General features: G+C 59.0%; 22 protein-coding genes. 5 read left to right on the top strand and 17 right to left on the bottom strand.

Going from position 1 to position 25,262, the window contains the following annotated elements; all coding sequences use genetic code 11:
* Positions 1-164: 164 nt before the first annotated feature.
* Positions 165-683 (bottom strand): DUF4142 domain-containing protein, encoded by a 519-nt coding sequence (locus GIW69_RS20500; protein ID WP_236484603.1) that lies wholly within the window; start codon positions 681-683, stop codon positions 165-167.
* A 203-nt stretch (positions 684-886) separates the two neighbouring features.
* Here GIW69_RS20500 and GIW69_RS20495 point away from each other — a divergent pair, with 203 nt between their 5' ends.
* Together GIW69_RS20495 and GIW69_RS20490 are read left to right on the top strand one after the other, a co-directional pair.
* A complete protein-coding gene (locus tag GIW69_RS20495; protein WP_236484602.1) occupies positions 887-1,132 on the top strand; it encodes a DUF465 domain-containing protein in 246 nt (81 codons plus the stop codon).
* 105 nt (positions 1,133-1,237) lie between these two features.
* Entirely contained in the window at positions 1,238-1,423 is a 186-nt protein-coding gene (locus GIW69_RS20490) for a hypothetical protein (protein ID WP_236484601.1), read from the top strand.
* A gap of 125 nt (positions 1,424-1,548) precedes the next feature.
* Here the strand turns inward: GIW69_RS20490 and GIW69_RS20485 are convergent, their stop codons facing one another.
* From GIW69_RS20485 to GIW69_RS26245, 13 genes are all read right to left on the bottom strand, one after another.
* Positions 1,549-2,625, bottom strand: coding sequence for an SMP-30/gluconolactonase/LRE family protein (locus GIW69_RS20485; protein WP_236484600.1), 1,077 nt, complete (start codon positions 2,623-2,625; stop codon positions 1,549-1,551).
* Positions 2,622-3,767 carry a sterol desaturase/SRPBCC family protein gene (locus GIW69_RS20480; RefSeq protein WP_236484606.1) on the bottom strand — a complete coding sequence of 382 codons (1,146 nt, stop codon included), beginning with the start codon at positions 3,765-3,767 and terminating at the stop codon, positions 2,622-2,624. The genes GIW69_RS20485 and GIW69_RS20480 overlap by 4 nt, the downstream gene beginning before the upstream one ends.
* Positions 3,768-3,883: 116 nt before the next feature.
* Positions 3,884-4,747, bottom strand: coding sequence for a LysR family transcriptional regulator (locus GIW69_RS20475; RefSeq protein WP_236484599.1), 864 nt, complete (start codon positions 4,745-4,747; stop codon positions 3,884-3,886).
* Positions 4,748-4,817: 70 nt separating this feature from the next.
* Positions 4,818-5,771, bottom strand: a complete 954-nt coding sequence (locus tag GIW69_RS20470; protein WP_236484598.1) for a D-2-hydroxyacid dehydrogenase family protein — start codon at positions 5,769-5,771, stop codon at positions 4,818-4,820.
* Positions 5,772-5,781: 10 nt separating this feature from the next.
* Positions 5,782-6,804: an alpha/beta fold hydrolase gene (locus GIW69_RS20465; RefSeq protein WP_236484597.1), complete on the bottom strand. Its 1,023-nt coding sequence runs from the start codon at positions 6,802-6,804 to the stop codon at positions 5,782-5,784.
* An 87-nt stretch (positions 6,805-6,891) separates the two neighbouring features.
* On the bottom strand, positions 6,892-7,326 hold the full coding sequence (locus GIW69_RS20460; RefSeq protein WP_236484596.1) for a YqaA family protein: 435 nt from the start codon (positions 7,324-7,326) through the stop codon (positions 6,892-6,894).
* A complete protein-coding gene (locus GIW69_RS20455; protein ID WP_236484595.1) occupies positions 7,326-7,772 on the bottom strand; it encodes a DUF411 domain-containing protein in 447 nt (148 codons plus the stop codon). The genes GIW69_RS20460 and GIW69_RS20455 overlap by 1 nt, the downstream gene beginning before the upstream one ends.
* A gap of 222 nt (positions 7,773-7,994) precedes the next feature.
* Entirely contained in the window at positions 7,995-8,909 is a 915-nt protein-coding gene (locus tag GIW69_RS20450) for a GNAT family N-acetyltransferase (protein WP_236484594.1), read from the bottom strand.
* Entirely contained in the window at positions 8,897-10,189 is a 1,293-nt protein-coding gene (locus GIW69_RS20445; RefSeq protein ID WP_236484593.1) for a phenylacetate--CoA ligase family protein, read from the bottom strand. The genes GIW69_RS20450 and GIW69_RS20445 overlap by 13 nt, the downstream gene beginning before the upstream one ends.
* Complete coding sequence (locus tag GIW69_RS20440; protein ID WP_236484592.1) at positions 10,186-12,624, bottom strand: aldehyde dehydrogenase family protein; 2,439 nt, start codon at positions 12,622-12,624, stop codon at positions 10,186-10,188. The genes GIW69_RS20445 and GIW69_RS20440 overlap by 4 nt, the downstream gene beginning before the upstream one ends.
* A 1-nt stretch (position 12,625) precedes the next feature.
* Complete coding sequence (locus tag GIW69_RS20435; RefSeq protein ID WP_236484591.1) at positions 12,626-13,756, bottom strand: LuxE/PaaK family acyltransferase; 1,131 nt, start codon at positions 13,754-13,756, stop codon at positions 12,626-12,628.
* Between the two features lie 10 nt (positions 13,757-13,766).
* Entirely contained in the window at positions 13,767-15,020 is a 1,254-nt protein-coding gene (locus tag GIW69_RS20430) for an MFS transporter (RefSeq protein ID WP_236484605.1), read from the bottom strand.
* A 257-nt stretch (positions 15,021-15,277) separates the two neighbouring features.
* Positions 15,278-15,412 carry a hypothetical protein gene (locus GIW69_RS26245; protein ID WP_268945587.1) on the bottom strand — a complete coding sequence of 45 codons (135 nt, stop codon included), beginning with the start codon at positions 15,410-15,412 and terminating at the stop codon, positions 15,278-15,280.
* A 158-nt stretch (positions 15,413-15,570) separates the two neighbouring features.
* Between GIW69_RS26245 and GIW69_RS20425 the strand changes: the two genes are divergently transcribed.
* The gene (locus GIW69_RS20425; RefSeq protein WP_236484590.1) at positions 15,571-15,759 is read left to right on the top strand and encodes a hypothetical protein; all 189 of its coding nucleotides are present in this window, start codon (positions 15,571-15,573) and stop codon (positions 15,757-15,759) included.
* Between the two features lie 12 nt (positions 15,760-15,771).
* On the opposite strand, the gene GIW69_RS20420 is transcribed toward GIW69_RS20425, so the two are convergent.
* Positions 15,772-16,149, bottom strand: a complete 378-nt coding sequence (locus tag GIW69_RS20420; RefSeq protein WP_236484589.1) for a fe2+ zn2+ uptake regulation protein — start codon at positions 16,147-16,149, stop codon at positions 15,772-15,774.
* A gap of 215 nt (positions 16,150-16,364) precedes the next feature.
* Here GIW69_RS20420 and pvdQ point away from each other — a divergent pair, with 215 nt between their 5' ends.
* Positions 16,365-18,710, top strand: coding sequence for a bifunctional acylase PvdQ (gene pvdQ, locus GIW69_RS20415; protein WP_236484588.1), 2,346 nt, complete (start codon positions 16,365-16,367; stop codon positions 18,708-18,710).
* A gap of 51 nt (positions 18,711-18,761) precedes the next feature.
* On the opposite strand, the gene GIW69_RS20410 is transcribed toward pvdQ, so the two are convergent.
* Positions 18,762-19,769 (bottom strand): FecR family protein, encoded by a 1,008-nt coding sequence (locus tag GIW69_RS20410; RefSeq protein WP_236484587.1) that lies wholly within the window; start codon positions 19,767-19,769, stop codon positions 18,762-18,764.
* A 152-nt stretch (positions 19,770-19,921) separates the two neighbouring features.
* On the opposite strand from GIW69_RS20410, the gene GIW69_RS20405 reads away from it, so the two are divergent.
* Positions 19,922-20,191, top strand: coding sequence for a PepSY domain-containing protein (locus tag GIW69_RS20405; RefSeq protein WP_236484604.1), 270 nt, complete (start codon positions 19,922-19,924; stop codon positions 20,189-20,191).
* Positions 20,192-20,256: 65 nt separating this feature from the next.
* Here the strand turns inward: GIW69_RS20405 and GIW69_RS20400 are convergent, their stop codons facing one another.
* A complete protein-coding gene (locus GIW69_RS20400) occupies positions 20,257-25,068 on the bottom strand; it encodes a dermonecrotic toxin domain-containing protein (RefSeq protein ID WP_236484586.1) in 4,812 nt (1,603 codons plus the stop codon).
* Between the last annotated feature and the right edge of the window lie 194 nt (positions 25,069-25,262).

Genomic DNA, 25,262 nt, shown 5'->3' with positions numbered 1-25,262 from the left:
GCGCAAAAGCTGATGGCGCTGATGGGCTGAGAGGCCCTTTATTTTTCAGATCGCAGAAAAGCAAATGCCCCGACAAGTCGGGGCATTTGCTTTTAACCGGGACAGATTGTGTTTTCACACAGCCTGACTGTAATGCGGCCTTTTTTGTTCCTTGGGGAACGCTCTTACTTGTTATGCGCTGCCTGTAGCTCTTTCGCCTTGGCCAGATGTTTCTCCAGTCCCGGCAGCATTTTTTGTGCAAAAGCTTTCAGCTCTGCAGAGCCTTTGGCTTTGTCATCGGTAACGGTGCTGGCTTCTTTCTTGAACAGCGCGATGGTTTCTTCGTGAGCCTTGACCTGATTATCTGCGTAGGCCTTGTCGAAGGATTCATCGCGCATTTCGAGCAGTTTTTCCTTGGCCTGTTTCACCAGCGTAGTGGTGTCGGGCACTTCGATGTCATTGGCCTTGGCGATCGTGGCCAATTCGTCATTGGCCTTGCTGTGGTCGGTGATCATCATGTTGGCGAATTCTTTGATGTCAGCCGATGAACTTTTCTCCAACGCCAGGCGGCCGGCTTCGACTTCGGCAATGCCACCGGCAGCGGCGTCGTCGACGAAATCATTGGAAGTGGCCGCAAAGGCGCTGGACATGCCGGCGCTTAGGGCAACGGCGAGGGCAAGGTGGCGCAAGGTAAATCCGTCCATTGGTCTTTCTCCACGCAGGTTGGGATCGAAGCGATCGGTATTTAATGGAGGCCGGTGCGGGACCGAAGGTTTTATCGCATTTTGGACAGGGCGACGAACGGACACCGTTGGACGGTCGACTTACCGGGCATCCGGGGCCATCCTGAGGTTGGCGGCGTGATCGAATGCGTCGCAGGCCACTGATCAACCGACGGAGGTGCTCCATGCCGGTTCCCCATGACCTGTTTCAGGACTTGAGTTGCACGAAGGAAGAGATCCAGCAAAAACGCGCCAACAATCCGAGACTGGATTCCCTGCTTACACAGTATTCCGAGGCGGACGCCGATGTCGTCAACGCCGAAAAAGCCACCTCAGATGCGCCCAGTGATGACGCGTTGAAAAAGCTCAAGGAGAAACGCCTGCTGATCAAGGACAAAATCGTCCAGCAATTGGAGACGGGAACCCGGTAGCCGATCAATCCGCCGACCACCGGTGACGGATTGATGGAACACTCAGCTGAAACGGCACCTCGAATGCTCAGAGTTCGACGTCTTTGACTCCATGCGAGGTGCCCGATGAGCAAACCCTATTCCGACAAACCGATATTCCCCAGCGAACAGCAGGGTGCATTCGATCCTGTGCCGACCCATCCTGAACCCAATAGCCCGGTGCACACGACCGAGCATCCCGATGAAGAACCGGGATTCGAGGGACGGCCGGATGAGGAGGATGTGGTGCCTGGCCGGGATAAGCAGGCTTGAAGCCATAGCTTGGCTGACCGATTGCGGATCGCGGGCAGGCTCACTCCTACAAGTGGACGCATTCCAGTGCAGGAGTGAGCCTGCTCGCGATCAGCGTCAGTAAACTCACCGCTGATCCAGAGGGTCTACTTCAACGCCTCCGCCAACGGCAACCGCGCCATGTGCGTCGCTTTCAACGAGCCAAAATACAACCAGTCGCCATACTCGCGCACCGTGGTAATCGGCGAATAACTGTCCGCGCCGGTATCCTGCAAATTGGCGATGACTTTGCCCTCCAGGTCCAGCCCTAACACAAATGCGCGTTTTTCCACGGGTTTGGGCAGGACGGTCATCATCCGCACGATCATCTTGCGCACGAATGGATGTTCGGCGGTTCGATCCAGCAGGATATTGCGCGGCGTATACAGCGCCACCCAGAACCGGTCTCGCCCATTGAACGCGAGGTTGTCCGGCAGCCCCGGCAAGTTATCGATAAAAAGATCGTGCGTACCGGCCTTCGGGCCGCTCAGCCAATAACGGCTGATCCGATAGGCACCGGTTTCGTTGACCAGCACATAGGCGTCGTCCGGGCCCAGGGTGACGCCGTTGGCAAACTCCAGTTTGTCGAGCAGCACTTTGGTTGCGCCGGTCTGAAAGTCGTAACGCAGCAAGCGCCCATCGCCGCCGTGCTCGATGATCGCCTCGCCGTCATGACCGTAGCCCCAACGGCTCGACGCGTCGCTGAAATAGGCGAAATGCCCGGACTTATCAATTGCCACGTCATCGGTGAAGCCGAACGGCACGCCATTGGCCGCCGTGGTCAGCGGGATCAACTGGCCCTGGGCATCCAGCGCCAGCAAACCTTTGACACCGTCGGCAATCACCAGCAAGCCGTTCGGATGCCGCGCCAGACCTAACGGGCGGCCACCGGTGTCGGCGAGCACTTTGCGTTGCTGGCCATCAAGGCTGGTGCGAATCAGGCGTCCGTCGTGCAGCCCGGTGATCAGGAAATCATCTTCGAGCAATAACGCTTCGGGCCCTTCGATGTCACTGGCACCGATGCGCGCGGCGCCTTTGAGTCGTTGATTGTCGGCGTAAATCCCCTCGGTCAGGGACGGTGCCGGTTGCGGCGTCCACGCGATTGGCTTGACCCTGGTCGGCATCAGCAGCAGGAACGCTATGACAACGATGATGAGCAAGAGCAGCAGATTTCCCAGCCTCATGCGATGACACCGGTTGCCGCCAGATAACGGCATGCCGTATCGCGCAGGGCCAACAGCGAGACTGCGGATTCGCGGTCGATACGCCGTTTGAGCAGCAAACGGTTGGCGACGCGCATCCCTAATCCACTGAATTGATAATCCAGGGTTCGCACAAATCGTGTGCCTTCACCCTCGGCGGCACACTCGTAGGTCAGCCGCAGCGACAAACCTTGATCGCCCCGGGCCTCTGCGCACCAGCGCCGTCCCGGCAGGTATTCGCTCACTTGCCAGCGTAAATGCCCGGCGCGGCCACCGGCGTGGATGTCCTCTTCGAAATGTGCTCCGGCATGCAGTGGGCCTTTTGGGCCATCAATGTGCAATGACGAGGGATGCCACTGCGGCCAACGACTCACATCGGCTGCATAGGCGAGCACGGCAATCGGTTCGGCGGGGATGTCGATCTGGTGCTGAAGGCGTGTCATGGGCGTTCTCGAAAAAGTCAGCGGCGCGGGTTCCGGCTCCCAATGCAGGGTGCCGAACAGGTAGTCCATCAGCGGAAAAACGATATTGAAGTTGCGCTCCTGCATGCGCTCGCGGCGGTGATGCAACTCATGCAGGCGGCGCATTTGGCGGATCCACGGCAGGCGGGTGAGCGGGTTGTCGGGCGGCAGGTGTTCACAGGCATGGAAGATTTCGTAGGCGAGATAGCCAAGCACCATGCAGCCGCCAAACAGGCCGGCGACGTTGCCGTTGATTTGCGACAGCAGCCACCAGAACGGCACGGTGATAACCACCGTGTGCAGCACAATCAGCCAGGCCGGAAACAGAATCACCCGCCAGTCGCGGGCATCGTCATAAGTCATGTGGCCGGGGGTGAAAAAGCTGTGGTGGTCGCCGGCATGCCGCGCATAGAACATCCGTGCAAAGCTTTTTTTATGGTGGCCCAGATGGCGATGCACCATGTACACGCCGAAATTGAAGAACAGCAGCGTCAGCGGCACGGTCAGCCATTCCACAGCTTTGACCTGACTCACCGAGGCGAAGAACAGATCCATGGCAAACAGCCCGAACAGCAGCACAAAAGCGCCATGCAGCCACGGGTTGTACAGCGGATGAATGGCGGCGCGGTAGCGACTGCGGAACGCTTCGGTGGTTTGCCTCAATGCGGTCACCTGTAGGGTATCGTCGTGATACCCAGCAGCGTAGCCGATCCATTGATTTCGGGCCTTTGCAACCTTGATGGCACAAACGCCATCATCCGGTCTAAAGGCGCCGACGTTCAGGTCAGCGGGTTCCAGCGCTGCGACCAGTCGTCGTCGGCCTTGATCACGGCACGCAGCAGGTCAAACGCCTGTTGCAGCGTCGCCGAATCACGATCCCGGGAATAGACGAGGTAGGTCGGGTAGCCGAACTCCGGCGCTTTGGTCACCGCTTCCAGGGCGCCGCTTTCCAGATACGTACGCACGACCCGCGTGCGGAAATAACCGCTGCCGCCGTTTTCCAGAATGTATTGCAGGGCCAGCGGGCCGAGGTTGAAGCTCAACGCGGCTTTGGCTTTTTCCGGCAGGGCGGCATCGTGCTGTCGGCGGAAGTCCGGGCCCCAATCGATATACACATAGGGCTCGGGTCGACGCGGGCAGCGCACAAGAATCAGTTTTTCTTCCAGCACTTGTTCGACTTGCAGGCGCGGCCAGTATTCCGGCTGATACACCAACGCGGCATCCAGCACACCGAGTTCCAGTTGATGCAGCAGGTTTTCGCCGTCGCGGATTTCCATGCGCAGGGCATGGCTGGGGATTTTCTCGCGCAGTTCGGCGGCCCAACTGAGCATCAGCGGGTTGCACAGGCTGACTTCGCCGCCGATGTGCAGCACGTCGCGATAGCCTTCAGGCAGTGGCAGGTCACGGCGTGCGGCTTCCCAGGTTTGTACCAGTTGATTGGCGTAGACCACGAAGGCCTCGCCATTGGGCGTCAACCGCGCGCCAGCCCGGTTGCGCACGAACAATGTGCTGCCCAGTTGGCTTTCGAGTTTCTGCACCCGGGCAGTGATCGCTGTTTGCGTGACGAACAGTTTCTCCGCCGCCGCAGCGAGACTGCCGTGGCGGACGATTTCCAGAAAGGTGCGGGCGAGGTCGATGTCCATGGGCGGGCCGGTGCGAAAGATCCAGCATTGTAGGAGACGGCGCCGCCAACGCAATCCCCGAACGCGATGTTCAATTCAACAGTCGAACCGGTTCACCCGCCGACCAGGCCTGAATGTCTTCGATCATTTGCGAGAAAAACTGCTGATAGTTCTGGCGGCTGACGTAACCGACATGGGGTGTGGCCAACACGTTGTCCAGCGTTCTGAATGGATGCAGCGCAGGCAACGGTTCCTCGTCGAACACATCCAGTGCCGCACCGGCCAGACGGTTTTTCTGCAAGGCCTTGATCAGTGCGGCTTCATCGACGATCGGGCCGCGCGCGGTGTTGACCAGCAACGCCGTGGGTTTCATCCAGCTCAGTGCCTGCTCGTCGACCAAGTGGCGGCTGCGCTCGCTGAGCACCAGATGCACTGAAAGCACATCGGCCTGTTCGAACAACTGCTGCTTGCTGACGTAGGTCACGCCGACCTGTTCGGCACGCTCGGCGGTGAGGTTTTCGCTCCAGGCGATCACCCGCATGCCGAACACCTGACCGAACTGCGCGACTTTTTGACCGATGCTGCCCAACCCGAGGATGCCGAGGGTCTTGCCGTGCAGATCACCGCCCAAGCCCTGTTGCCATTGGCCGGATCGCAAGGCATTGGCCTCGTTCACCAGATTGCGTGTGCCGGCCATGACCAATGCCCAGGTCAGTTCCGGCGCCGCGTGTTTGTAGCTGTCGGTGCCGCAGACCTTGATGCCGAGCCTGGCAGCGGCCGGCATGTCCAGCGCTGCGTTGCGCATCCCACCGGTGACCAGCAATTTCAGTTTCGGCAGACGGCGCAGCAGGTCTTCGTCGAATCGGGTGCGTTCGCGCATGACGCAGATCACTTCGAAATCGGCCAGACGACTCGCCAATTCCGTGTTATCCGCCGGGTAGTCATGGAGAAAACTGACCTCGCCAATGCTGTCGAGCACCGACCAGTCGACCACGCCCCGCGCTACATCCTGCCAGTCATCGATTACTGCAATCTGCACCGCCATCTGCCTTACCTCACACAGGATTGTTTTTGTTCAGCCAGCCGAGCAAGGCCTTGTGAAATTGCTCCGGTTCTTCCATCTGCGGCGCGTGGCCCATGCCCGGGAATTCCACCAGCGTGGAGTGTGGGATCAGCTTCGCCACTTGTTTGCCAAGGGTTTCGTAGTGGCCGATTTTTGCCTTGACCGGCGGCGGCGCGATGTCTTTGCCAATGGCGGTGGTGTCGGAGGTGCCGATCAGCAACAGCGTCGGCATCTGCAAATCCTTGAACTCGTAATACACCGGCTGGGTGAAAATCATGTCGTAGATCAGCGCCGAGTTCCACGCCACTTTGGTCTTGCCCGGGCCGTTGCTCAGGCCGGCGAGCATGTCGACCCAGCGGTCGAATTCCGGCTTCCAGCGGCCGTCGTAATAGGTGGTGCGTTCGTAGTCGCGAATACCTTGGGCGGTGACTTTGAGTTCGCGCTGATACCACTGATCGACCGTGCGGTACGGCACGCCGAGGGCTTTCCAGTCTTCCAGACCGATCGGGTTGACCAGCGCCAGTTGATCGACTTGTTCCGGGAATTGCAGCGCGTAACGGGTAGCGAGCATGCCGCCGGTGGAATGGCCCAGCAGCGTGGCCTTCTGGATGCCCAGCGCCTTGAGCAGTTGTTGGGTGTTGGTCGCCAGTTGCTGGAAGGTGTACTGATAATGATCCGGTTTGCTGGAGCTGCAGAAACCGATTTGATCCGGCGCCACGACGCGGTAACCCGCTTCACTCAAGGCCTTGATCGAACTGTCCCAGGTGGCGCCGCAGAAATTCTTGCCGTGCATCAGCACCACGGTGCGCCCGTTGGCCTTGCCATGGGCCGCGACATCCATGTAGCCCATTTGCAGGGATTGGCCCTGGGACTGGAAATCGAAATGCTTGAGCGTGTATGGGTAGTCGAAGCCTTGCAGTTCAGGCCCGTATTGAGGGCCTTCGGCGTGGGCGGCAAAGGGCAGGGCGGCGCTCAAAAACAGGCCGGGCAACCAGCGGGAAAAGACGACGGGCATAGGTACAAACTCCTTTTAAAAGTGGCCGATGCTGAAACGGCTGGATTAGCGCATCGTTAAACACAGGCAATCGGCGGGCGGGAATGTTCAATCGATCCAGCCCAGGGTCAGCATGGCCAACACCCCGTAACGGGCACCTTTGGCCAACGTGACAATCAGCAGAAAACGCCCAAGCGGTTCGCGCATTACGCCGGCCACCAGGGTCAGCGGATCGCCGATGATCGGCAGCCAACTGAGCAGTAACGACCAGTGGCCATAGCGCTGGTAATGCTCCCGCGCACGGGCCAGATGCTTTGGGCTGATGGGAAACCAGCGCCGCGTCTGAAACCGTTCGAGCTCTCGCCCCAGCCACCAATTGACCAGCGAACCCAGCACATTGCCCGCCGTCGCCACCGCGAGCAAGGCCCACAACCAGTAGCGATCACTGAGCAACAGGCCCACTAGCACGGCTTCGGACTGCAACGGCAGCAACGTCGCCGCGCCGAATGCGGCAAAGAACAGCCCGATGTAAGCCGTGGGCATCAATGCGCCGGATAGTCCGCCACGACAACGTCAGTGCCGGCCTTGGTCAGGCCGATGACTTGATAGGCATCGCTCATGCCGTCCATTTCCATGCCTGGCGAGCCCATCGGCATGCCCGGCGCGGCGACCCCCAGCAGATCGTCACGCTTGCTCAAGGCCAGCACTTGATCCGCCGGCACATGGCCTTCGACAAATTTGCCGTTGATGAGCGCGGTGTGGCAGGAAGCCAGGCGCGGTGGCACGCCGTGTTGTTGCTTGAAATCGCTCATGTTGGTTTCGACGTGATCCTCTACCTTGAAACCATTGGCTTCGAGGTGGCTGATCCATTTCTTGCAGCAGCCACAATTGGCGTCGCGATGAACGTCGATGGGAATCAGGTCAGCGGCTTGCGCCAGGGAGGAGAGGAGCAGGGTGCTCAGGGCAACCAGTCGCAGGTGGGTTCGCATGGCAGGCTCTCGGCGTTGAAGGCGAAAAAAGAACGCATTTTGAACGGATTTTGCCACTTCGCCTCATCGGAGTGTTTCGAAGTGCGACGAGGCGGGCGAGCATGATGATTTTAGATCAATCCTGAAGGGTGCCTGAGCGCCGGATGATGAATCTGTCAGGTCGACCCATCGTCGCTCAAAAAATGGCCCGTTTACCTTACAAACGGGCCATCGCAGTATGACTCAAGGCTTCGGCGCCTGCTGCTGCGCCAGGTCATGCAAACGCTGCATGTGCGGGCAATGCAGGGTCAACGTTTTAGACTGGATACCCCGATGAAACAGCGCAAGCCAGCCTTCCGGGCCGTCGTCTGGCATCAGACCGGTAAAAACAAAGTCAGTCTGGGCCAGTTTGAGCAGATCGTTCGACAGCCCGGCAGTCAGCCTTAGCCTGAGGGAAATCAGCCAATGGCTCGGCAATTTGCGCAACTGCTGAAGCAATGCCGGGTTCAATTCTTTCAACACTACATCGTAACGCCCGGCCTGTTGCTCAAAACGTACCGCCAATCCTTGCCAGCGAGGCTGGCGATCCTGAGTGCCGAAAGCGTTGGCCAGGCCGAGCATGAAATCCTGCCAGCCCGGCGGTGAAACCAAAAGGGGCAGCGGGCGCTGGTAGCCATCAATGGCGCAGCACCCGATCACGATCGATTCGGGCGTTGGCAGCCCGAACGGCGAGGGGACGTAATCCGGGAGCAATCCGGTGTTATGGAACCCCAGGCTCGCGGCCATTCGCTGGGTGAACGGGTGCTGCGTCACTTGCTTGATCGTCACGCCTCGACATCGTAGCGCCTGGGCATGAATCATCAGTTGCTGGCCCAGCCGAGTGGCGACGTTCTGACCCCGGGCATCGGGATGCACGGCGCTGAGCGCCAGTTCGGCAATGTTTGAACCGTTGTTTCGAAAGAGCGTGGCATGCCCCACCAGACGTGTGCCCGTCAGCGCCACCAGTGAGTGCCAGCATCCCTCTGCATGGTTCTGGTTGATCATGTGCGGCAGATAAACATGGGGTTGCACGTAATGCTCGCCGTAGACTTCGCGAAACAGGCGGCTGACCGCCCTCGCATCGGTGTTGCGGTAACTTCGCAGGGTCAGCGTGTCCATGGGCTCGCCTCCATGGTCGGTACGTCGTGGAAACGTAGATCGACCACACGCTGACGTTTGCCGGAGCGTGGATGCAGCGACAGATCGTCAACCGTACAGCCGCGAATCAACAGATCCAGTTGCCCATCGGTGATCAGCTCGGCGAGTTCCGGGTAGCGCTCCAGCAACGCAGTGCGCAGCGTCAGGTTCAATGATGACGGCACCGCGACATGCGCCCATTTCAATGTCAGCACGGTTTTTTGATCGCGTAGCTCGATCAGCAGCTGCCAGTCATCCGCGCCGACGGTTCGCAGAATGATTTCGGCCATTTCCTCAGGAAACAGCGTTGCGGATACCACGCGTAATCGGCGGGCGCTGGCACTGCGACCCTGAAGGGCGAATTTACGACCCGGCGTGCCGACGGGCTCCCGCCAACAGGCACGATCACCGACCGGATAACGGATCAGCGGCATCAAGCGACGCGTGAGGTTGGTGACGATCAGCAGACCGGTGTGATCGCAGCCTTCAATGATTTCGCCGGTGTGCTCGTCAATGATTTCGACGAGGGTGTGCTGTTCGTTCATTCGATGCTCGCCATCGTCGCAGTCGCGGTGACTGCCGCCGATAAATCCGGCATCGACGCTGGCGTAACCGATGGACGCAATGCGCGCGTTGGGCATCACCCGGTGCAACAACGCACGTTGCGCCGCAAACAGGCTTTCGCCGCCGTAAAGCACCGTGTCGACGACGTCCAGCGTCATAGTGCGGCTCGCCAGCCAGTCGGCGAACTTCAGCAAATGGGCCGGTACGCCGGCCAGCACGTTGATCCGGTGACGCAGGATCGCTCCGGCAAGCTCGCCGTGCTCGACCGCCCCGGTGAAGGGGAACTCAGTGATGCCCACGCCGACATGGGCGAGGGAATCGTGGATAAACACGAAACTGGCGTACAAGTCTCCGGCAAAAAACAGGTTCGCGACGCGGTCGCCCTGATTGAACCGAGAGGTGCAACTGCTGCCGAAGTCCTTGACCAGCCGCTGCCACTCGGGTTGGGTGAAAACCGACAGTTTGCCACTGCTGGTGGTGCCACCGGTCTTGAACACCACCGCGTGTTCAAGGGCGCCGGTCAATACCGGCCAATGCTCAAGATGATCACTTTCTTTCCAATAGTCTGAAGGATTAATCAACGGCAATATCGCCAGGTTTTCGACGGGATCGGGCAAAGCCCTGAAGTGATGATCGAAGTACCGAGAATGTTGCCGGGCAAACTTGATCAACTCGATAACTTGCTTATCGGCGTTCATGGTTTTGCTTCCTGAAGTTGATCATGTTGCGTTGTTAAGCGCTCATCGATCACCACCGGGGTTTTTCCGCTGTGTTGATTTCGGGTGAACGTGTCGACGTCACAGACTTCAACTTCCACGGCCAGTAAACCGGTGTCGATAATCGTCACGAGTGTCGGGTAACGCTGCAATCGAGCGGTGGTTTCAATTGGAGAAAGATTGCAGCGCACCGTCATGCGATCCAGCCCGTCCGGGGCGTGATCGAGCACCAGTTGAAACGGCGTTTGCAGATGCTCGGCCACTATCGCCAGGGAAATGAAATCGGTGCCGATGCGGATCAGCTTGCCGTGGCGCTGCAACAGTTCGAAGCGCGGCGATGTCAGCCCACAGGCGCAGGGCTCCAACACCCAGCGACCGCTGTCCCCCACGTCGTAGCGTTGAACGGTCTGGCTTTGCCGGGCACTTGAGGTGAACAGCAAACGCCCGGTTTCTGTACCGATGACGGGCGTATCACGGTCAAAGTCGACAATCTCCAGGTGCTGTATATCGCTCATCAGGTGAAATACTCCATCCGCCGAGCCGGAGCACGCATGGCCCAACGGGCCGGCATCGACGCTGCCGTAAATCGCCGAACGAATGGTCGTCACGCCACAGCGTTGCAGCAATTGTCGGCTTTGCTCGCCGGGGTGTTCGCCGCCGAGGAACACCTTACGCACGCCGCCGTAATCCTTGAGCCGTTGTTCTTCGTTGAGGAACAGTCGATGCAAGGTGCTCGGCATGCCGATCAGCACGGTGACACCCAGATCGACGATCAGTTGGGCGATCTCGCGGTAGTCATCATCGGCCGGGGCGCCCATCGGCAAATGCGTGGCGCCAAGTTGCTCCAGCACCTTGGCGAAGCTGTAGAAACCGCCATACAGGCCCCCGCTGAAAAACAGGTTCATGACTTTGTCGCGCGCGGGATCGAGTCCTGCCGCGAAGAGGCCGTCGGCGGCTGCGGCCATTTGCTTCTGGAAATCGCGGTAACTGAACGTCGAAAGCGTCGGCGTTGCGCTACTGCCGCCGGAACGGAAATACAGTTGCGCGGCAGGGCCGGGCGGCTGGCGGGTGAAGGTGGCCTTGTCCATGATCGGCAAACGGGTCAGCGCCGCCGGTGAAGGTTGCGGATCGAGCGTGGCATGAGTGGGCAACTGCTGCGGCGGCAGGCTGACAGAGATTCTTCGGCTCAGACGCTGAAGTGCATAGACGCCGTCGTGGGGTTCACCTTCGTAGCCATCATGCATCGCCTGGATTGGCGCGACACGGGTGACGCCTGCCGCGATCAGTGCACGCGCCAGAGCGGCGGTCTGCCCGGCGGTGCAAATAAGCCCACAACTTTGCAGTACGTTGCGCCATTGCAGTAACGCCGGAGTGATTTGGGCGCGGGGCACGGGTGCCATGCGCAGGGTGCGAAACAGCGGCGAGGGCGCCAATGATTGATCGTGGGCCCAGATCACCCGCCAGCCGGGGCCGCTCCAGACATGACCCGGTTGCCCGGAAAAGCTTTGGGTCAAGCGCGCCAATTGGGTTTGTGTGGTGATTTCACAGGCTTCTTGAAGCGTGGGAGCCAATGCTGGCCATTTTCGCGCGCGACGCTCGAAAGCTGCGGCCAGGTCTTCGCCGATCGAGCGCAATACGAGTGGATCGTCGCTGTCCACCAACAGCCATTGCGGGCTGGAACAGGCTTGTTGATCCAGGCGACAGACTTCGTCCACCACGGCATCCAGCGCTTCGGCCGAGGCCGCGTCGGCTGTCAGATAAGCGAAACTGATGCGGTGCCCCCAGTCGATCCAGCGGCATCCCGGCGGAATTTGCCGATTGATTGCGCGCAAGGCCGACTCGCCGCCCCAGGCCGATACGCCGTTCGCCCGCTGGCAGAGCAGGCCAATCTGCGCGGTGGTCGCCGGCAGCACGGCGATGTAGCCGGCGAGCCGAGCCGTTGTGTCGCACTGCGCCAGATCGCCGAGCAACTGCGCGCTCAGGCCTGCGTCGCTGCTGCTCGGGCGCAGCCAGTTGACGTTGCCGGCCAGCAAGCCTTCGAGCACCGCGCAAAATGCCAGCAACGGCGAGTTGCCCGGTGTGATGTGCACCACCAGTCCGAGCGGGCTCCAGTTCTCGAAACGCGATTGTCGATAATCGATACGGCGTAGCGAATGGGCGTTTATACCCAGTTCGCGTTCGAGCTTTTCGCGCAGATTTTCGGGGCGACAGAAGTCGATCAGCGCTCGACGCTGCTCCTCATCGACGGGCGGGTTTAGGGTGCGCTCGCGCAACCGGCCGGCAAAATTCTCGGCGGCAGCAATGACCACGGCGCTGGCCAGCGGTTGCGCCAGTCGTCGAGGCAGATCCCTTTGCAGCAGATCCAGCGCGGTTTCGAGGTTGCAGTCCTGACGCAATTGTCCATTGATCAAGTACATATCAGTGGCCTCCCAGCAGTTCGGCCGCAGCCATGGCACAACTTCTGCCGATGCTGGTGCCGGCGCGGCCATGCAGTTCGAACCAGTCGGTGCTCAGTTCGCAGTCGCAACTCGACCCCGGGTGCAACGTCGCCCAATCGCTCATCACCACGGCGTGGGCCGGACTCGATGAAATGTACGGCGAGACGAACCCGAGCAAACCGGGCTGGCCGTATGGTTGAAGCGAGAAATCGGTTGGGTTGCGCACCAGCACTTTGGAATACACCGGCGCATGGAAGCGATGATGAGTGCATTCGATGTAAGGCACCGCATGCTCGACCGCACCGTAACCGTCGCGGCAATGGATCGGCGCGATGCCCAGTTGTTGATGAATACGCGCGTACAAGTCCTCGCGGGGTATTTCTTCAGTGCTGCGGGATTTCCAGCCACCGCCGAAAAACGCCAGCGAACCGGCGGGCAGTTTCAGATCCGGCACTCCGGTCGTCCGCATGTGTTGCAGGGTTTCCCACAAGAACGCGGGGAAACCGAAAAGCCGCACCGGCAGGCCTTCTTCGGCGAACGCCTGCAAGGCGGCCAGCGTGCCGAACACATCGAACTGATGGCCCTCGCCATTGCTGCGCAGCGCGTAGAACACCCTGTTGGCCGGGGCAAAGCGGCAGAGAAACTGATCGGTGAACGAGGTGCCCAGGGTGATTTGATTCTGTGGCTCGTAGCTGAGCAGCAGGTAGTTGCAGGGCGTATCGGGGGTGTCCCAGCCGTACTCGCGGAAGATCTGCGCGACCATGAATTGAGCGGCGGCCAGGCTGCGTGCGTCGTAGCGCATGCGGCTTTTCTCGCCGGTGGTGCCAGAGGACGTCAGTTCCAGAGCATCCTCGCCGGTCGAGCTGAGCCACAACTGGCGTTTGAAAAAACTGGCGAACACCGGTGGCAGACGTGACCAGTCTTGCAGCGTGTCGAGGTCGTCGACAGTGAGCCCGTTGGCGTTCAGCCAGCGTTCGTAGCCGGGCGTTTGCCGACAATGAAAGCGGCTGATCTCGGCCATGGCCTGGTCGAACAGCCCCGGCGGAACGGCGTCCAGGGCATAAGGGTGCGGCAGCGCGCAAAGCGCCTCGCAGTGAGGTAAATCAATCATCAATAGTCCTTTATTGAACGATGGAAGAAGCAAGCGCTTCATCAGCGCCTTGCAGGAAAAACCACAGTAGCGGCAGGCTGAAAAACCCACCCAGTGCAATCAGCAGTGCAAAGGCTTCAAGGCTGGATCCACCTCCGAGCCGGGCAATGAGCATGCCCCCGGCGCCCATCACAGCGATTGAAATCATGCCGATCATGGCGGAGACAAGCCCTTTGCCGTCATCGCTGGCAAACAGCGCAAGCCGGTACAGCGCCGCGTTGCTCATGCCCAGTCCGATGGCGTACAGCATCAGGCAGATCACCAGCGGCGCGACCGACGCATGACTTTGTGAAAGTGTTGCCAGCCCCGCCAGGCCCAGGCAGAAGGGCCACAGCGCCACTCGCAAAATGCTGACCAATGACAGGCGTGGCAGCAGCCGATCCAGAATCAGATTGCCGGCGATCACGGCCGCGAAAATGGGCAGTTGCCAGAGCCCGTAGTGCAGAGAAGACAAACCCTGTACCTGAATCAGCAACAGGGGCGCCATGCCGATCCAGGCAATCAACGGCAGGCTCATCAAGCCCAGCGCGCAGCTGGCGGTGAGAAATCGATGGTTGCCGAGCAGCGTTCGATAACGCTCTGCGATGGAACGCCATGAAAACGCCACCGACGCCAGGCTTTGTTCATCGTGGCGAGTCACCCCGACCGTCTCCGGCATGCACTTCAAAAGTCCAAGCCAGACAATAACGGCCGCCAGTCCCAGGCTGAGAAACAGCTCGCGCCAGGTCAGCCATTCCAACAACAGACTGCCGATCAGCGGGCCGAGCAATGGCGACAGCAGCGCAATGTTGCCAAGTAACGCCATCATGCGGACAGCGTCCGCTTCGCGAAATACTTCCTGCAAGACTGGATAGCTGACGGCGACAACGAACCCGAGCCCCACGCCCTGGACAATTCTCAAAAGGTTGAAGATCTCGATCTGCTGCGTGGCGAATGCCGCGATGCATGACAGGGCGAACAGTGCGCAACCGATCAACAAGAGGGGGCGTCGCCCAAAATGATCGGACAGCGGCCCTATCAGCCATTGCAGGCAGGCTCCGCCGAGCAAATAAAAATAAAAGGCATTGGGTACGTGTCGGGCGTCTGCTTCGAACTCTTCGGTGACACTTAACATGGCTGGCATGATCATATCGCTGGCCATATACGTTAAAAGTTCAAAGCCAGTTAATGCGAGGCAAAAGCCGAGCAAATGAACGGGTTTAATAGTGATTAAAGTTCTTTGCATGAAACATCCTTGTTTTTGCAATCAATGAAGGTTGTCCGCAGCCTATGGGGACTTGCGAAGGCCCGCCAATGCTTTGCTGCGACATTAAATTTCAATTGTCGAAGTTGCGTGTGAATTGAACCCGATAAATAACAGCGGCTGTTTTTTATTCATGAATGACAATGCCCGCCAATTGGCGGGCATTGCATGGGGCATTCAATCTTTATTGCCGCTGACGCCGGCATCCTGTCGGTCAGCATTGAAAGCGTACTTCAAGACTATCGGTGATAGTAACCGGGGCCTTCCTGATAATGGCGATGACCGCCATGACCGCCGCCGTGAGGGAAAAAGATGCAGCCGCTGAGTGTCAGCAGTGCGAGAACAGGAATCAGCCAGGTGATTCGACGAAGCATTTCAAGGTTCCTCATGGTGATTGCCGTAATGAAGCCAAATCTCTTCATCGGCTGTAACATGAGACCCCGTTTGCCGTGCCGCATCCCCGGGACATGGTAGGTGCTTGGCATGCAGGCGGATACAAACCGGATACATTTCAAAGATTCAGGAACCCGCAATGACCCATTCGCAACGCTTGAAATATTCGCTTCTGATCATCCTGGCCATGGTCGCGATCCTGCTGGGCCTGACTTGGCTGCAGAGAACCGGTGTGATCAGCGAGCAGACCTTTCAGTACATCGCCATGGCCGTGGCGGTCGTTGTTGTCGTTATCAACGGCATCCTGCGCCGCAAGGTGAAGCCTTGACGGCGGCGTGTCTCAATCACCGTTGAGGAGGGCGGCGGCCTGTGGATGCAGGCTGTAGCTTTTGTCGGCGTTGAAGGTGATCACGCCTTCGGCGCTCAGGCGTTTCAACACCTCGCGCACGCTGAGGAAGGACAGCGGAATGTCCAGATCCAGCAACTGGCTGTGAACCCCGCGCACACCCAGGCGGCGATCGCTTTCGGCGGCGATCAGCAGCGCGTCGATGACTTTCAGCCGAATCAGGCTGGTACGCAGGCCGAAGCTCTTGAGCAGCAAGCGGATGCGTTCGTTGCCATGACGCTCGGCGCGTTGTCCGAAATTGCCGGCTCCAGCCGTCATGGAACCTCCAGGCGACATCGGGCTACCTTCCGTTGGTAGTTGCGAGTTGTACATGGGATTACTCCTTTTCAGAGCCTGGTCTGCGAGGGTTCTTGTGTGCTCTCAAGGTATAAGACGAATCAGCAGGAAAAATCATGAACGACAAAACGTAGAAAATTTGTCGCAAGAATGTCGCCAGCCCGTAAACGTTGCTTCAAATAGCCGTTTCAACGCTTAAATTTTTCTCCTCGACTTCGTTTCCTGAACAGACAAAACCATCAGGAGCGAGCGTGATAAATTCCAGACAATTAACCGGACTGACCCTGGCCGGCATGTTTCTCGGGCTTAGCCTGTCGGCCCATGCGCTCAGCCCTTCGGCCCAGGTCGGTGCCGACATCCGTCGCACCACGTTCGGAGTGCCGCACATTCGTGCTGAAAGCGAACGCGGCCTCGGCTTCGGCATCGGTTATGCCTACGCTCAGGACAATCTCTGTCTGCTGGCCAACGAAATCGTCACCGTCAATGGCGAGCGCTCGCGTTATTTTGGCCCTGAACAGTTCACGGTCGAGCAGCGGGAGAACCGCGTCAGCGACGTGTTCTTTACCTGGCTCAACACACCGCAAGCGGTCGACGCGTTCTGGCAGGCGCAACCGGTGGAGGTGCGTGACCTGGTGAGCGGCTACGCCGCCGGTTACAACCGCTATTTGGCCGAGCGCAGCCAGCAAAGTTTGCCGCAACAATGCCAGGGTGAATGGGTTCGCGATATTACCGCCGAAGACCTGGTCAAGCTGACCCGCCGCTTGCTGGTCGAGGGCGGGGTGGGGCAGTTCGCTGAAGCACTCGTCGGTGCCACACCGCCACAAACCACGGCGCAGGCGCAAAGTAACAACAGCGCCTATCAATTGGCCGACAACCGCCTGCAGCGCTTCGCTTTGGATCGCGGCAGCAATGCAGTGGCGGTCGGCAGCGAGCGCTCGTTCAACGGCCGTGGCATGCTCCTGGCCAACCCGCACTTTCCGTGGGTCGGCGGCATGCGCTTCTATCAGATGCACCTGACCATCCCGGGCAAACTCGATGTAATGGGCGCCGCGTTGCCGGGCCTGCCGATGATCAACATCGGTTTCAACCAGCACCTGGCGTGGACGCACACCGTCGATTCGTCGAAACATTTCACCCTGTATCGCCTGCAACTCGATCCGAAGGATCCGACCCGTTATCTGCTGGACGGCAAGTCGCTGCCGATGAGCAAACAGACTGTCACCGTGCACGTCAAACAGGCGGACGGTCAGGTCAAACCGGTTGCCCGCGAGGTCTACAGTTCGCAATTCGGTCCGGTGGTGCAATGGCCCGGCAAGCTCGACTGGGACAATCAATACGCCTATAGCCTGCGTGACGCGAACATTGACAACGACCGTGTGTTGAATCAGTGGTACTCGATGAACCGTGCGGCAACGCTCAAGGATTTGCAGGATTCGGTGCACAAGATTCAGGGCATTCCGTGGGTCAATACCCTGGCGGTGGATGACAAAGGCCAGACGCTGTACATGAACCTCTCGGTGGTGCCGAACGTCAGTGCCAACAAGCTGGCCAAGTGCAGCGATCCGCGCATCGGCTTGCAGTTGATCGTGCTGGACGGTTCCAACAGCGATTGTGCCTGGGACATCGATCCGCATGCCGCGCAAAAAGGCATTTATGCCGCCAGCCAATTGCCGCAGCTGTTGCGCAAAGACTTCGTGCAGCATTCCAACGATTCGGCGTGGCTGGCCAACCCGGCGCAACCGCTGACCGGCTATTCGCCGTTGATCAGCCAGGACGGCCAGCCTCTGGGCTTGCGCTCGCGGTTTGCGCTGGATCGGCTGAACACGCTCGGTCGGAAAGGGCCGTTGGCGGTGAAGGATTTGCAGGCGATGGTGATGGATGATCAGGTCTATCTGGCGACGCAGGTTGTACCGGATCTATTGAGTTTCTGTGCCGCCGATCTGGGCGCTGATGCGGCTGCGCTGAAACCGGCGTGTACCAGCCTCAAGGCGTGGGATGGGCGAGCGAATCTGGATTCCGGGCCGGGCCTGGTGCATTTCCAGAACATCATGCAAACCTTGCAAGCGTCGCCGGGTATCTGGCGGGTGCCGTTCGATCCAAAAGACGCGCAACACACACCGCGAGGTCTCGCGGTCGAACAACCGTCAGTGGCTAAGGCGTTGCGCGAAGCGATGCTGGCCTCGGTCGCGTTGACCGGCAAAATGGGCATCACCCAAGACACACGTTGGGGCGACATTCAAGTCGCCAGCAGCGGCGGCCAACAGACGCCGATTCACGGCGGGCCGGGCACGCTGGGTATCTACAACGCAATCCAGAGTGTGCCGCGCGAAGACGGCAAGCTTGAGGTGATCAGCGGCACGAGCTATTTGCAAGTGGTGACCTTCGACGAAAAAGGACCGCACGCTCAAGGCTTGCTGGCGTTTTCACTGTCGAGCGATCCGGCGTCGAAATATTCGCGGGATCAAACCCAGGCGTTCTCGAAGAAACAGTGGAGCACGATGCCGTTCACCGAGGCGCAGATCAAGGCTGACCCGCAGTATCAGGTGCAGACCGTGAGTGAAGCGCTGGACAAGGCAGGGAAGGTCGCCGCGCAATAACGGCGGACAAGTAAAAAATGCGAAGGCCGCATCCTGAAAAGGGTGTGGCCTTCAGCTTTTTGGAGGCCGTTGAGGCATTGAGTTGATGACCGGATTGCCTTGCTTGTTGCGAGTCACATACACCGGCAACACCTTGGGCAGTGACCCGACCAGGCTGTTCATCTCTTTGATGTTGTAGATGCCGCCGACACGGATCGAGCCAGTGCCGGCATCCGCCAGCATCACCGGCTTGTCGAGATAGCGATTGATCAGCGGCAAGGCTTCGTTCAGCGCCAGGTTGTCGATGACCAGTTTGCCGTTGCGCCAGGCCAGCGCGTTGTCATTGGCATAGGTCTGGCTGATCTGCGGCATGTAATCGCCATGCCTGTAACGCGCCTGCATCGACGGACCAAGGCGCAAGCCATCGCCGGACAGCTGCGTATTACTGGTGACCAGCACCGAACCTTCGATCAGATTCACCCGAACTTGATCTTCATACATCCAGACGTTGAAACGGGTGCCGGTCACGCGGATCCGGCCTTCCGCTGCCCGGACAACGAACGGATGAGTCATGTCGTGAGTGACGTTGAAAAACGCTTCACCCTTTTTTAGCGTGACCCGACGTTGATCCTTGTAATTGCTGTAAGTCAGTTCGCTGTTGAGGTTCAGCTCGACCTGACTGCCGTCGCCCAGGGTGATGTGGCGAACCGTGTCGGTGGCTTCAAAATGCTGATAGCTGTCAGGCAGCCAACCGAGGTTCCAGCCAGTGATACCGGCCAGCGGCAATGCCAGCGCACAGACGCCGGCGGCGATTGCGTAGTGACGCCATGAGCGAGTGGGCGCGGGCAGGCTCGGCACCGGGATGTCGGCCGGCTCGGGACGCGGCAAGTGTTCGGCGACCTCCCAGATCTCCAGCATCGCATCGTACTCGAACGCGTGAAGCGGGTGCCCGGCGTACCAATGCTCAAATGCCTGGCGTTCCTGTTCGGTACAGTCAACGGCATGCATACGCATGCACCAATGCGCGGCGGCATCGGTGATCGCATCGTATTCGGCTTCGGAGAGAGTGTCTTGGGTCATTGACTCGTCCTGATTTCCTGCATTCTAACCTTGAGGGCAACGTGGCGAGAACATCAGTCATGGCAATTAACTATCAAAGTGGAACTTATTTTTTGCCCAGGCGACCAAAAAAAAGGTCAACAGGAAACATCATCCACAAATGGAGTGAAAAAATGATCAGAAAAACCCTGACTGCCGCGATCACGTGTATCGGTCTGTTGAGTGCCGGAGCCGCTTTGGCAGATCGTCCGGGCGCGGGCTGGATCACCATTGAAAAGGCCATTGAAACCGTCAAGACGAAGGCCGGTTATGTCGAGGTATATGAAATCGAGGCGGATAACGACGGCTACTGGAAGGGCGAGGGGCGCAAGGCCGACGGCGTGGTCTATGAGTTCCGTATCGACGGCGCTTCGGGCAACGTGTTGCGCGATCAAAAAGACTGAGAGGCGCTCGCCCTCATCGGTTGAACATACAATGCGCAGGTCTTTGGCCTGCGCATTTTTTTCGTTCAAGGTTTGGGAGTGACGGGGGCCGGATCGAGTTGCCTGCCCATTTCGCTGATCAGCCAAGCCAACGAATCGGCATTGCGCAAGATCACATTGATGCGCGCGCCTGCAGCGTTCTGATCGAGAAAAGCATCACAGGCGTCTTCCATCGTCGTCGTGTTCGTCGCGTCAAGAATGGCGTCGACAGCAAGGGATATCGCATGTCTGGAATTCCTCGTTTTTTTGATGCGCCTCCAGGCTTGCTTCGAGTTGCTCCAGTATGAAAACAGTTGGGGGCGCGGCGTCGCCAACGACAAAAATCTTGCGCGCAGATCCGTTTGTTCCCGTTTCAGCTTGCGTCCTTGTGCCGAGGCGAGTGATATCAGATCGGAAAACGGTTGACGCGCTTCCATTGAGGCCAGATCCACGGTGGCGTGCAGATGAGAGAGTTCGTGAATGACCGTCACGGCCTGGGCGTGGGTGTCGACATCGAACGATGGGTGGGTGACTCGCTTGAAATCATCGAGCTGCTGATCAAAAAACAGCTCGGTGAAATTTACCTTGCGCAACCTATCGCCAACCACGACAAACGCGATCGCGTTCATCGCCGGGTCTCGCACGCTGCCGATCACGAAGCGCTCGGTATCCATCAATTCGTCTTCGGGATCCACCAACGCCTTGCAGATGGGGGTGATTGCTTCGTGAATTTTCGTGAGCAATGCATCATCGATTGTTTGGGTATCGAAAATCCGCTGAAAGAGGTTGTCCAGCCGCGTAACGGGAACATTTTTGCGTACCGCCAGATTGTGCAGGCTGTTGAAGGCATAAAAACGGGCGAGGTCGATGGCGCTGACCAATACCTGCGCCTTGTGGGGGAACAGCCGGCGGATTTCGTTCATGCCCACGGCATCGATATTCAGTGCATTGCGACGATCGCGCTCGATGGCATAACGTTCATGCATTCTCGACATCGCTTTACCGTACAGAACGGTATGCAGGTCAGGATCGAGCACGAGGACCGAGCCGGCCTTGAGCAGCGCCGGTCCGCGATCTTCATGATCCAGATGCCAGTGCTCGCCAAATCTGATCGCGGGGTAGACCTTGCCGGCGATGGCGGCGTAGGTCTGTTTGTCCGGGGCTTCGTAGATGTGGCTGGACGTGTTCTTTTTCATATCCTTGAGCGCGACGGTCGTACTTTCAAGCGATTGCAACCGGGTGCGTGAAGGTGACGTCGGTCTGATGTGCGACCAGGGTTGTGCCACGACAGCTCCATCGCTTTGCGGTGACTCGATACTGACCGGCTCGGTCGGCGTTTCCATGGCCAGACGGCCCACCGAAACCATCTGCGCCGCGCCGTCGATGAAGGCCTTCAAAGCCTTCTTCCAATGATGATCCTGCAGCGCTTCGGCGGAATCCTTGAAGTCCCTGTAGGCCTGCCAGAGGAATTTTCCATAGGCGAGTTTGCCCGGCAGCACGTTGGCCATCAGATGGACGCCCTTGCTGAACAGATGCCTGGCCGCCTCCCAATCGATTTGCGCCGACGCCACAGCCTGACTGCTCAGCAAATGCGTCATCAGGGTCAGGTTATCGTTGAACAGCTGCTGCAGCAGATTGCCGGTGATCGGGCTGGTATCGAGGGTGATTTCGCTGGTCGTGCCGACACTCGACTTGAACAGGCTTTTGAACACGGCTTGCTGGTCGAACGGCAACCTTCGCAAGAGTACGTCTTGCAACGTGCCTGGCGTGTTCAGCGCCGAAACAAGCGCGGCCTCGCTTTCGAACTCGCGCAAAATCTGTTCGTCGTACGCCGAGTAAAGCACCAGCGGGCCCTTATGGTCGCTGCCTGAGCCAATCAGATACATCCCCAGCGCTTTCGCGGCGACAGCACCGGCGGTCTTGATCAACGACAGCGCGCAAACACTCGCCTCGGCACCCGGAACGGTCGCCCGGGCGAGCCCGTCGGGCATGTCCAGCACCTGACAGAGACTGTCGAAAGCGCTGTCGCTCAGTTGGTGCTGCAACTTCATGGCGTGGGCGTGTTGCAGCAGTTGCCAGGGTAACTGGCGCAAGAAAGATGCTTTGCGGACGACTGACGCCGGCGTCGTGGCCGATAGTGCTTCGCTGACCTGTCGGGCGTAAGCCGTGGGAATGGATAACGACAGCAACAATTGTTTCACCGCTGATTGATCAAGCCCGGCAGGAAGCGCCTTGACCGTTTTAGAGCTGACCTTGAAACCGCTGTTCTGGGCAACATTGACATGGTTGAGGGCAAATTCTGTAAGGGTGCCCGGCGGCCCGGCGAGGATCAGGTTCGGGGTGATTTCGATGAGTGAAGGGTCGAGCTGTTCTCCAGGGAATCGAGTGTCGAGCAGGGTTTTCAAGGTTTGCTGAACGTATTCGTCCAACGGCTGGATCCCGTCGAGATAGTCCTTGTCATCGATCACGCTATGGCGCCACTGCTCCAGCAACTCGATGTGCAACTGTTGCTCTGTGAACGGCGCCATGGCCAGCCATGCGGGCAGCAACTGCTGGAGGTTGATCGCTTTGGCATTCGCGGTCGCCCGCGGCAGATTGCTGTCGATGGCCGTTTTGGCCATCGCGATCAAGGCTCTTCGTTGCTCGTTGTCGCCCTTGACGCTTGTGCGTATCCGTTCGCAACGCGCCAGAAAATGCTCGATGGCCGAACCCATGCGCTCGTGCAGGACGTTGCCGTCGATCAACTGCAATGGCCCCATCGAATATCGCTGATGATGCTCGCGATGCAGTGGTTCAAGGTTTTCCAGCAAGGTGAGGCCACTTTGGCGGTCGAGCAGGCGCCGATCCAGGGTCTGGCGCAACGTGTCGACAGTCGCGAAGACTTCCAGGCCTGCCGCCGGCGTCCAGAGGATCGTACGCCCGGAATGATTGACATCCAGACCGCCGCGTTCTGTCAGGAGCACACAGTGGGCTAACGGTAGCAGGTCAGTTTTGTCGTTACGCTTGAGCGTCAGTCTGTACGCATCGGGCTGGAAGCCGTTGAGCTCTAGACGACTCTGGCGAGTGGCGTGGTCGGGATTGAACACTGTATCGACAATCGCCTGTTCGTCCGGGTGAAGTGACTGGCCTTGCACCCGCCACGCGGCCTCTGCACGCACCCCCACCGACCACAAATGGCCCAGATCTTTTTGCAATGCCTCAAGATAACCACGTTGCGCCGCTGCCGTGGCGATGGGCTGTGCATTGAAGCGCGTGGCCATGGCGTCTTCCAGATGACGGAAGGTCTTTACGGCCGCAGCTGCCTTGTCGGCAGCCACCATCGAGGGCTGACGATCACCGAAAAATACCGGTCGCGTGCTCCAGCGTCCATCCGCATCCAGTTGGCTCAGTTTTTCATGGATCATCGCCCGGATATCCAGCGCCTTGTCGAACAGCGGATGGATATCGACGGCGCCATTGCTGTGGCGGAACACTTGCAACACGTGCTCGATGTTTTGCCGCTGCTTGGTCAGCATGGATTCGAACAGGGCACTGAAAATGTCGCCGGCAATCACTTCACCGGAAATCTTCGGCCACTTGAAACCCAGGAAGCGGCTGTGTTCATCCAGGCTCAACAGCGCATAGAGTTCGTCTTCATGTCCGGCGGCGGTGAATTTGCTCGCGAGGGTGTCCTTCAGATCCTGATAATCCTTGAGCACTTGCAGCCCTTGGGAGGGCGTGTACAGCGCGGTCACGCTGTCACTGATCATCAGCGAGCCGGCCAGCTCGACAAAATTGGGTTCATGTTCCCACAAGCGTACCGTTTCAATGACCGGGCGCCTTGCCGGGGCCGTCGCCGGGCGGATCAGCAGATGCAGATTATCGAACTGGCCGGCGTCGATGATGTTGCTTTCACGCTTGAACAGCAGCTCGGCCCGTGCGAGGTCTTCCAGCGCCCGGCCGAAAAACTCACGCCTTGACTGACCTTCGGCGCAGGGTGCGTCCCAGAAACGATCAAGCTGGCGGAACAGCAGCGCGGGCAGTTTGCCTGACGCGGCTTTTACGGCATCACTCCAGATACCCTGGTCTGAAGGGGCGGCTGTCCTGCCAGGATTGGAAAAAAACGCCCGTTGATGCTCTGGCCAGCCTTGATGACGGAACCGCATCAATACCGCGTCACCCAAACTCATGCTGTTGAGCCAGTGCCGTGTGTTTGTGTCGGCATGTTCATCAGCGATGACCGAAGTGTCATGGAAACTGACGAGGGTTTGCCGTTGCTGGACACCGGTCAGTTCCGTTTCAAGCAGATCGTCCATGGCGCCGTGCAACATCGACGTCAGGGGCGGCATCTGTTTCAGCTCGGTCAGCAACGCCGCCATGGTTAAGTCCAGAGTGCCCAGGACGAGGGCGCGCTGATCGTCAAAGACATCGCCGTCGATGGTTTCAAAGGTCAGGGTGATACCCCGTTTTTCCACCAACAGCTTGCGTTGGGAGGAGGCCATGAAGGCCAGCAAATCGTCCTGCTCGGTCGCGCCGTCGAGACGTTTCTGTAGCTCTTCCTGAAAAAAACCTCGGCTGTGGTATTTCTTGATCCCGTCATAAGGGCTGTAAAAAATCACTGCGGCGGCGTCCGGCGTGGCGCTCAGCAAAAAGCTGCCGGCCAGTGGCAGGGCGGCGGTTTCACCCTCGGCGGTGAGCAGAATGCGTTCGGCCAGCATGGGCGGCGTCTGTTTGTTGCGCAGCGCCTGTGTGGCCAGTTTCACGTGGGCGAGCCATTCGAAATCCCTGGTGTTCAGATCATGGATTTTGCCCAGATTGCTCCAGAGCCCGGGATTGTCCAGAACCGGTGGAAAAAGTAACGGGGACGAAGGTGCAGGCATCATCAAGTCTCGCAAAGGCGCTGGAAGCCGCGCATTGGGTAAGAGACTGAAGACTAGAATTCGGCTTGGCCTAGCAGGTGGTACATAGTTATCGCATGGCATGCGCCCTGATGTGTCAGCCTCACGTGTTCGGCCAACTTGCGGCGCAGCGGAGAAGGGTTGACAGGCGCCGGGTCGGGCATGGTTAATCAGCG

It is taken from the genome of Pseudomonas syringae, from assembly GCF_021605415.1.
In the GTDB taxonomy this organism is placed as follows: Bacteria; Pseudomonadota; Gammaproteobacteria; order Pseudomonadales; family Pseudomonadaceae; genus Aquipseudomonas; species Aquipseudomonas syringae_S.
This window is presented reverse-complemented; position numbering and strand designations above follow the sequence as displayed.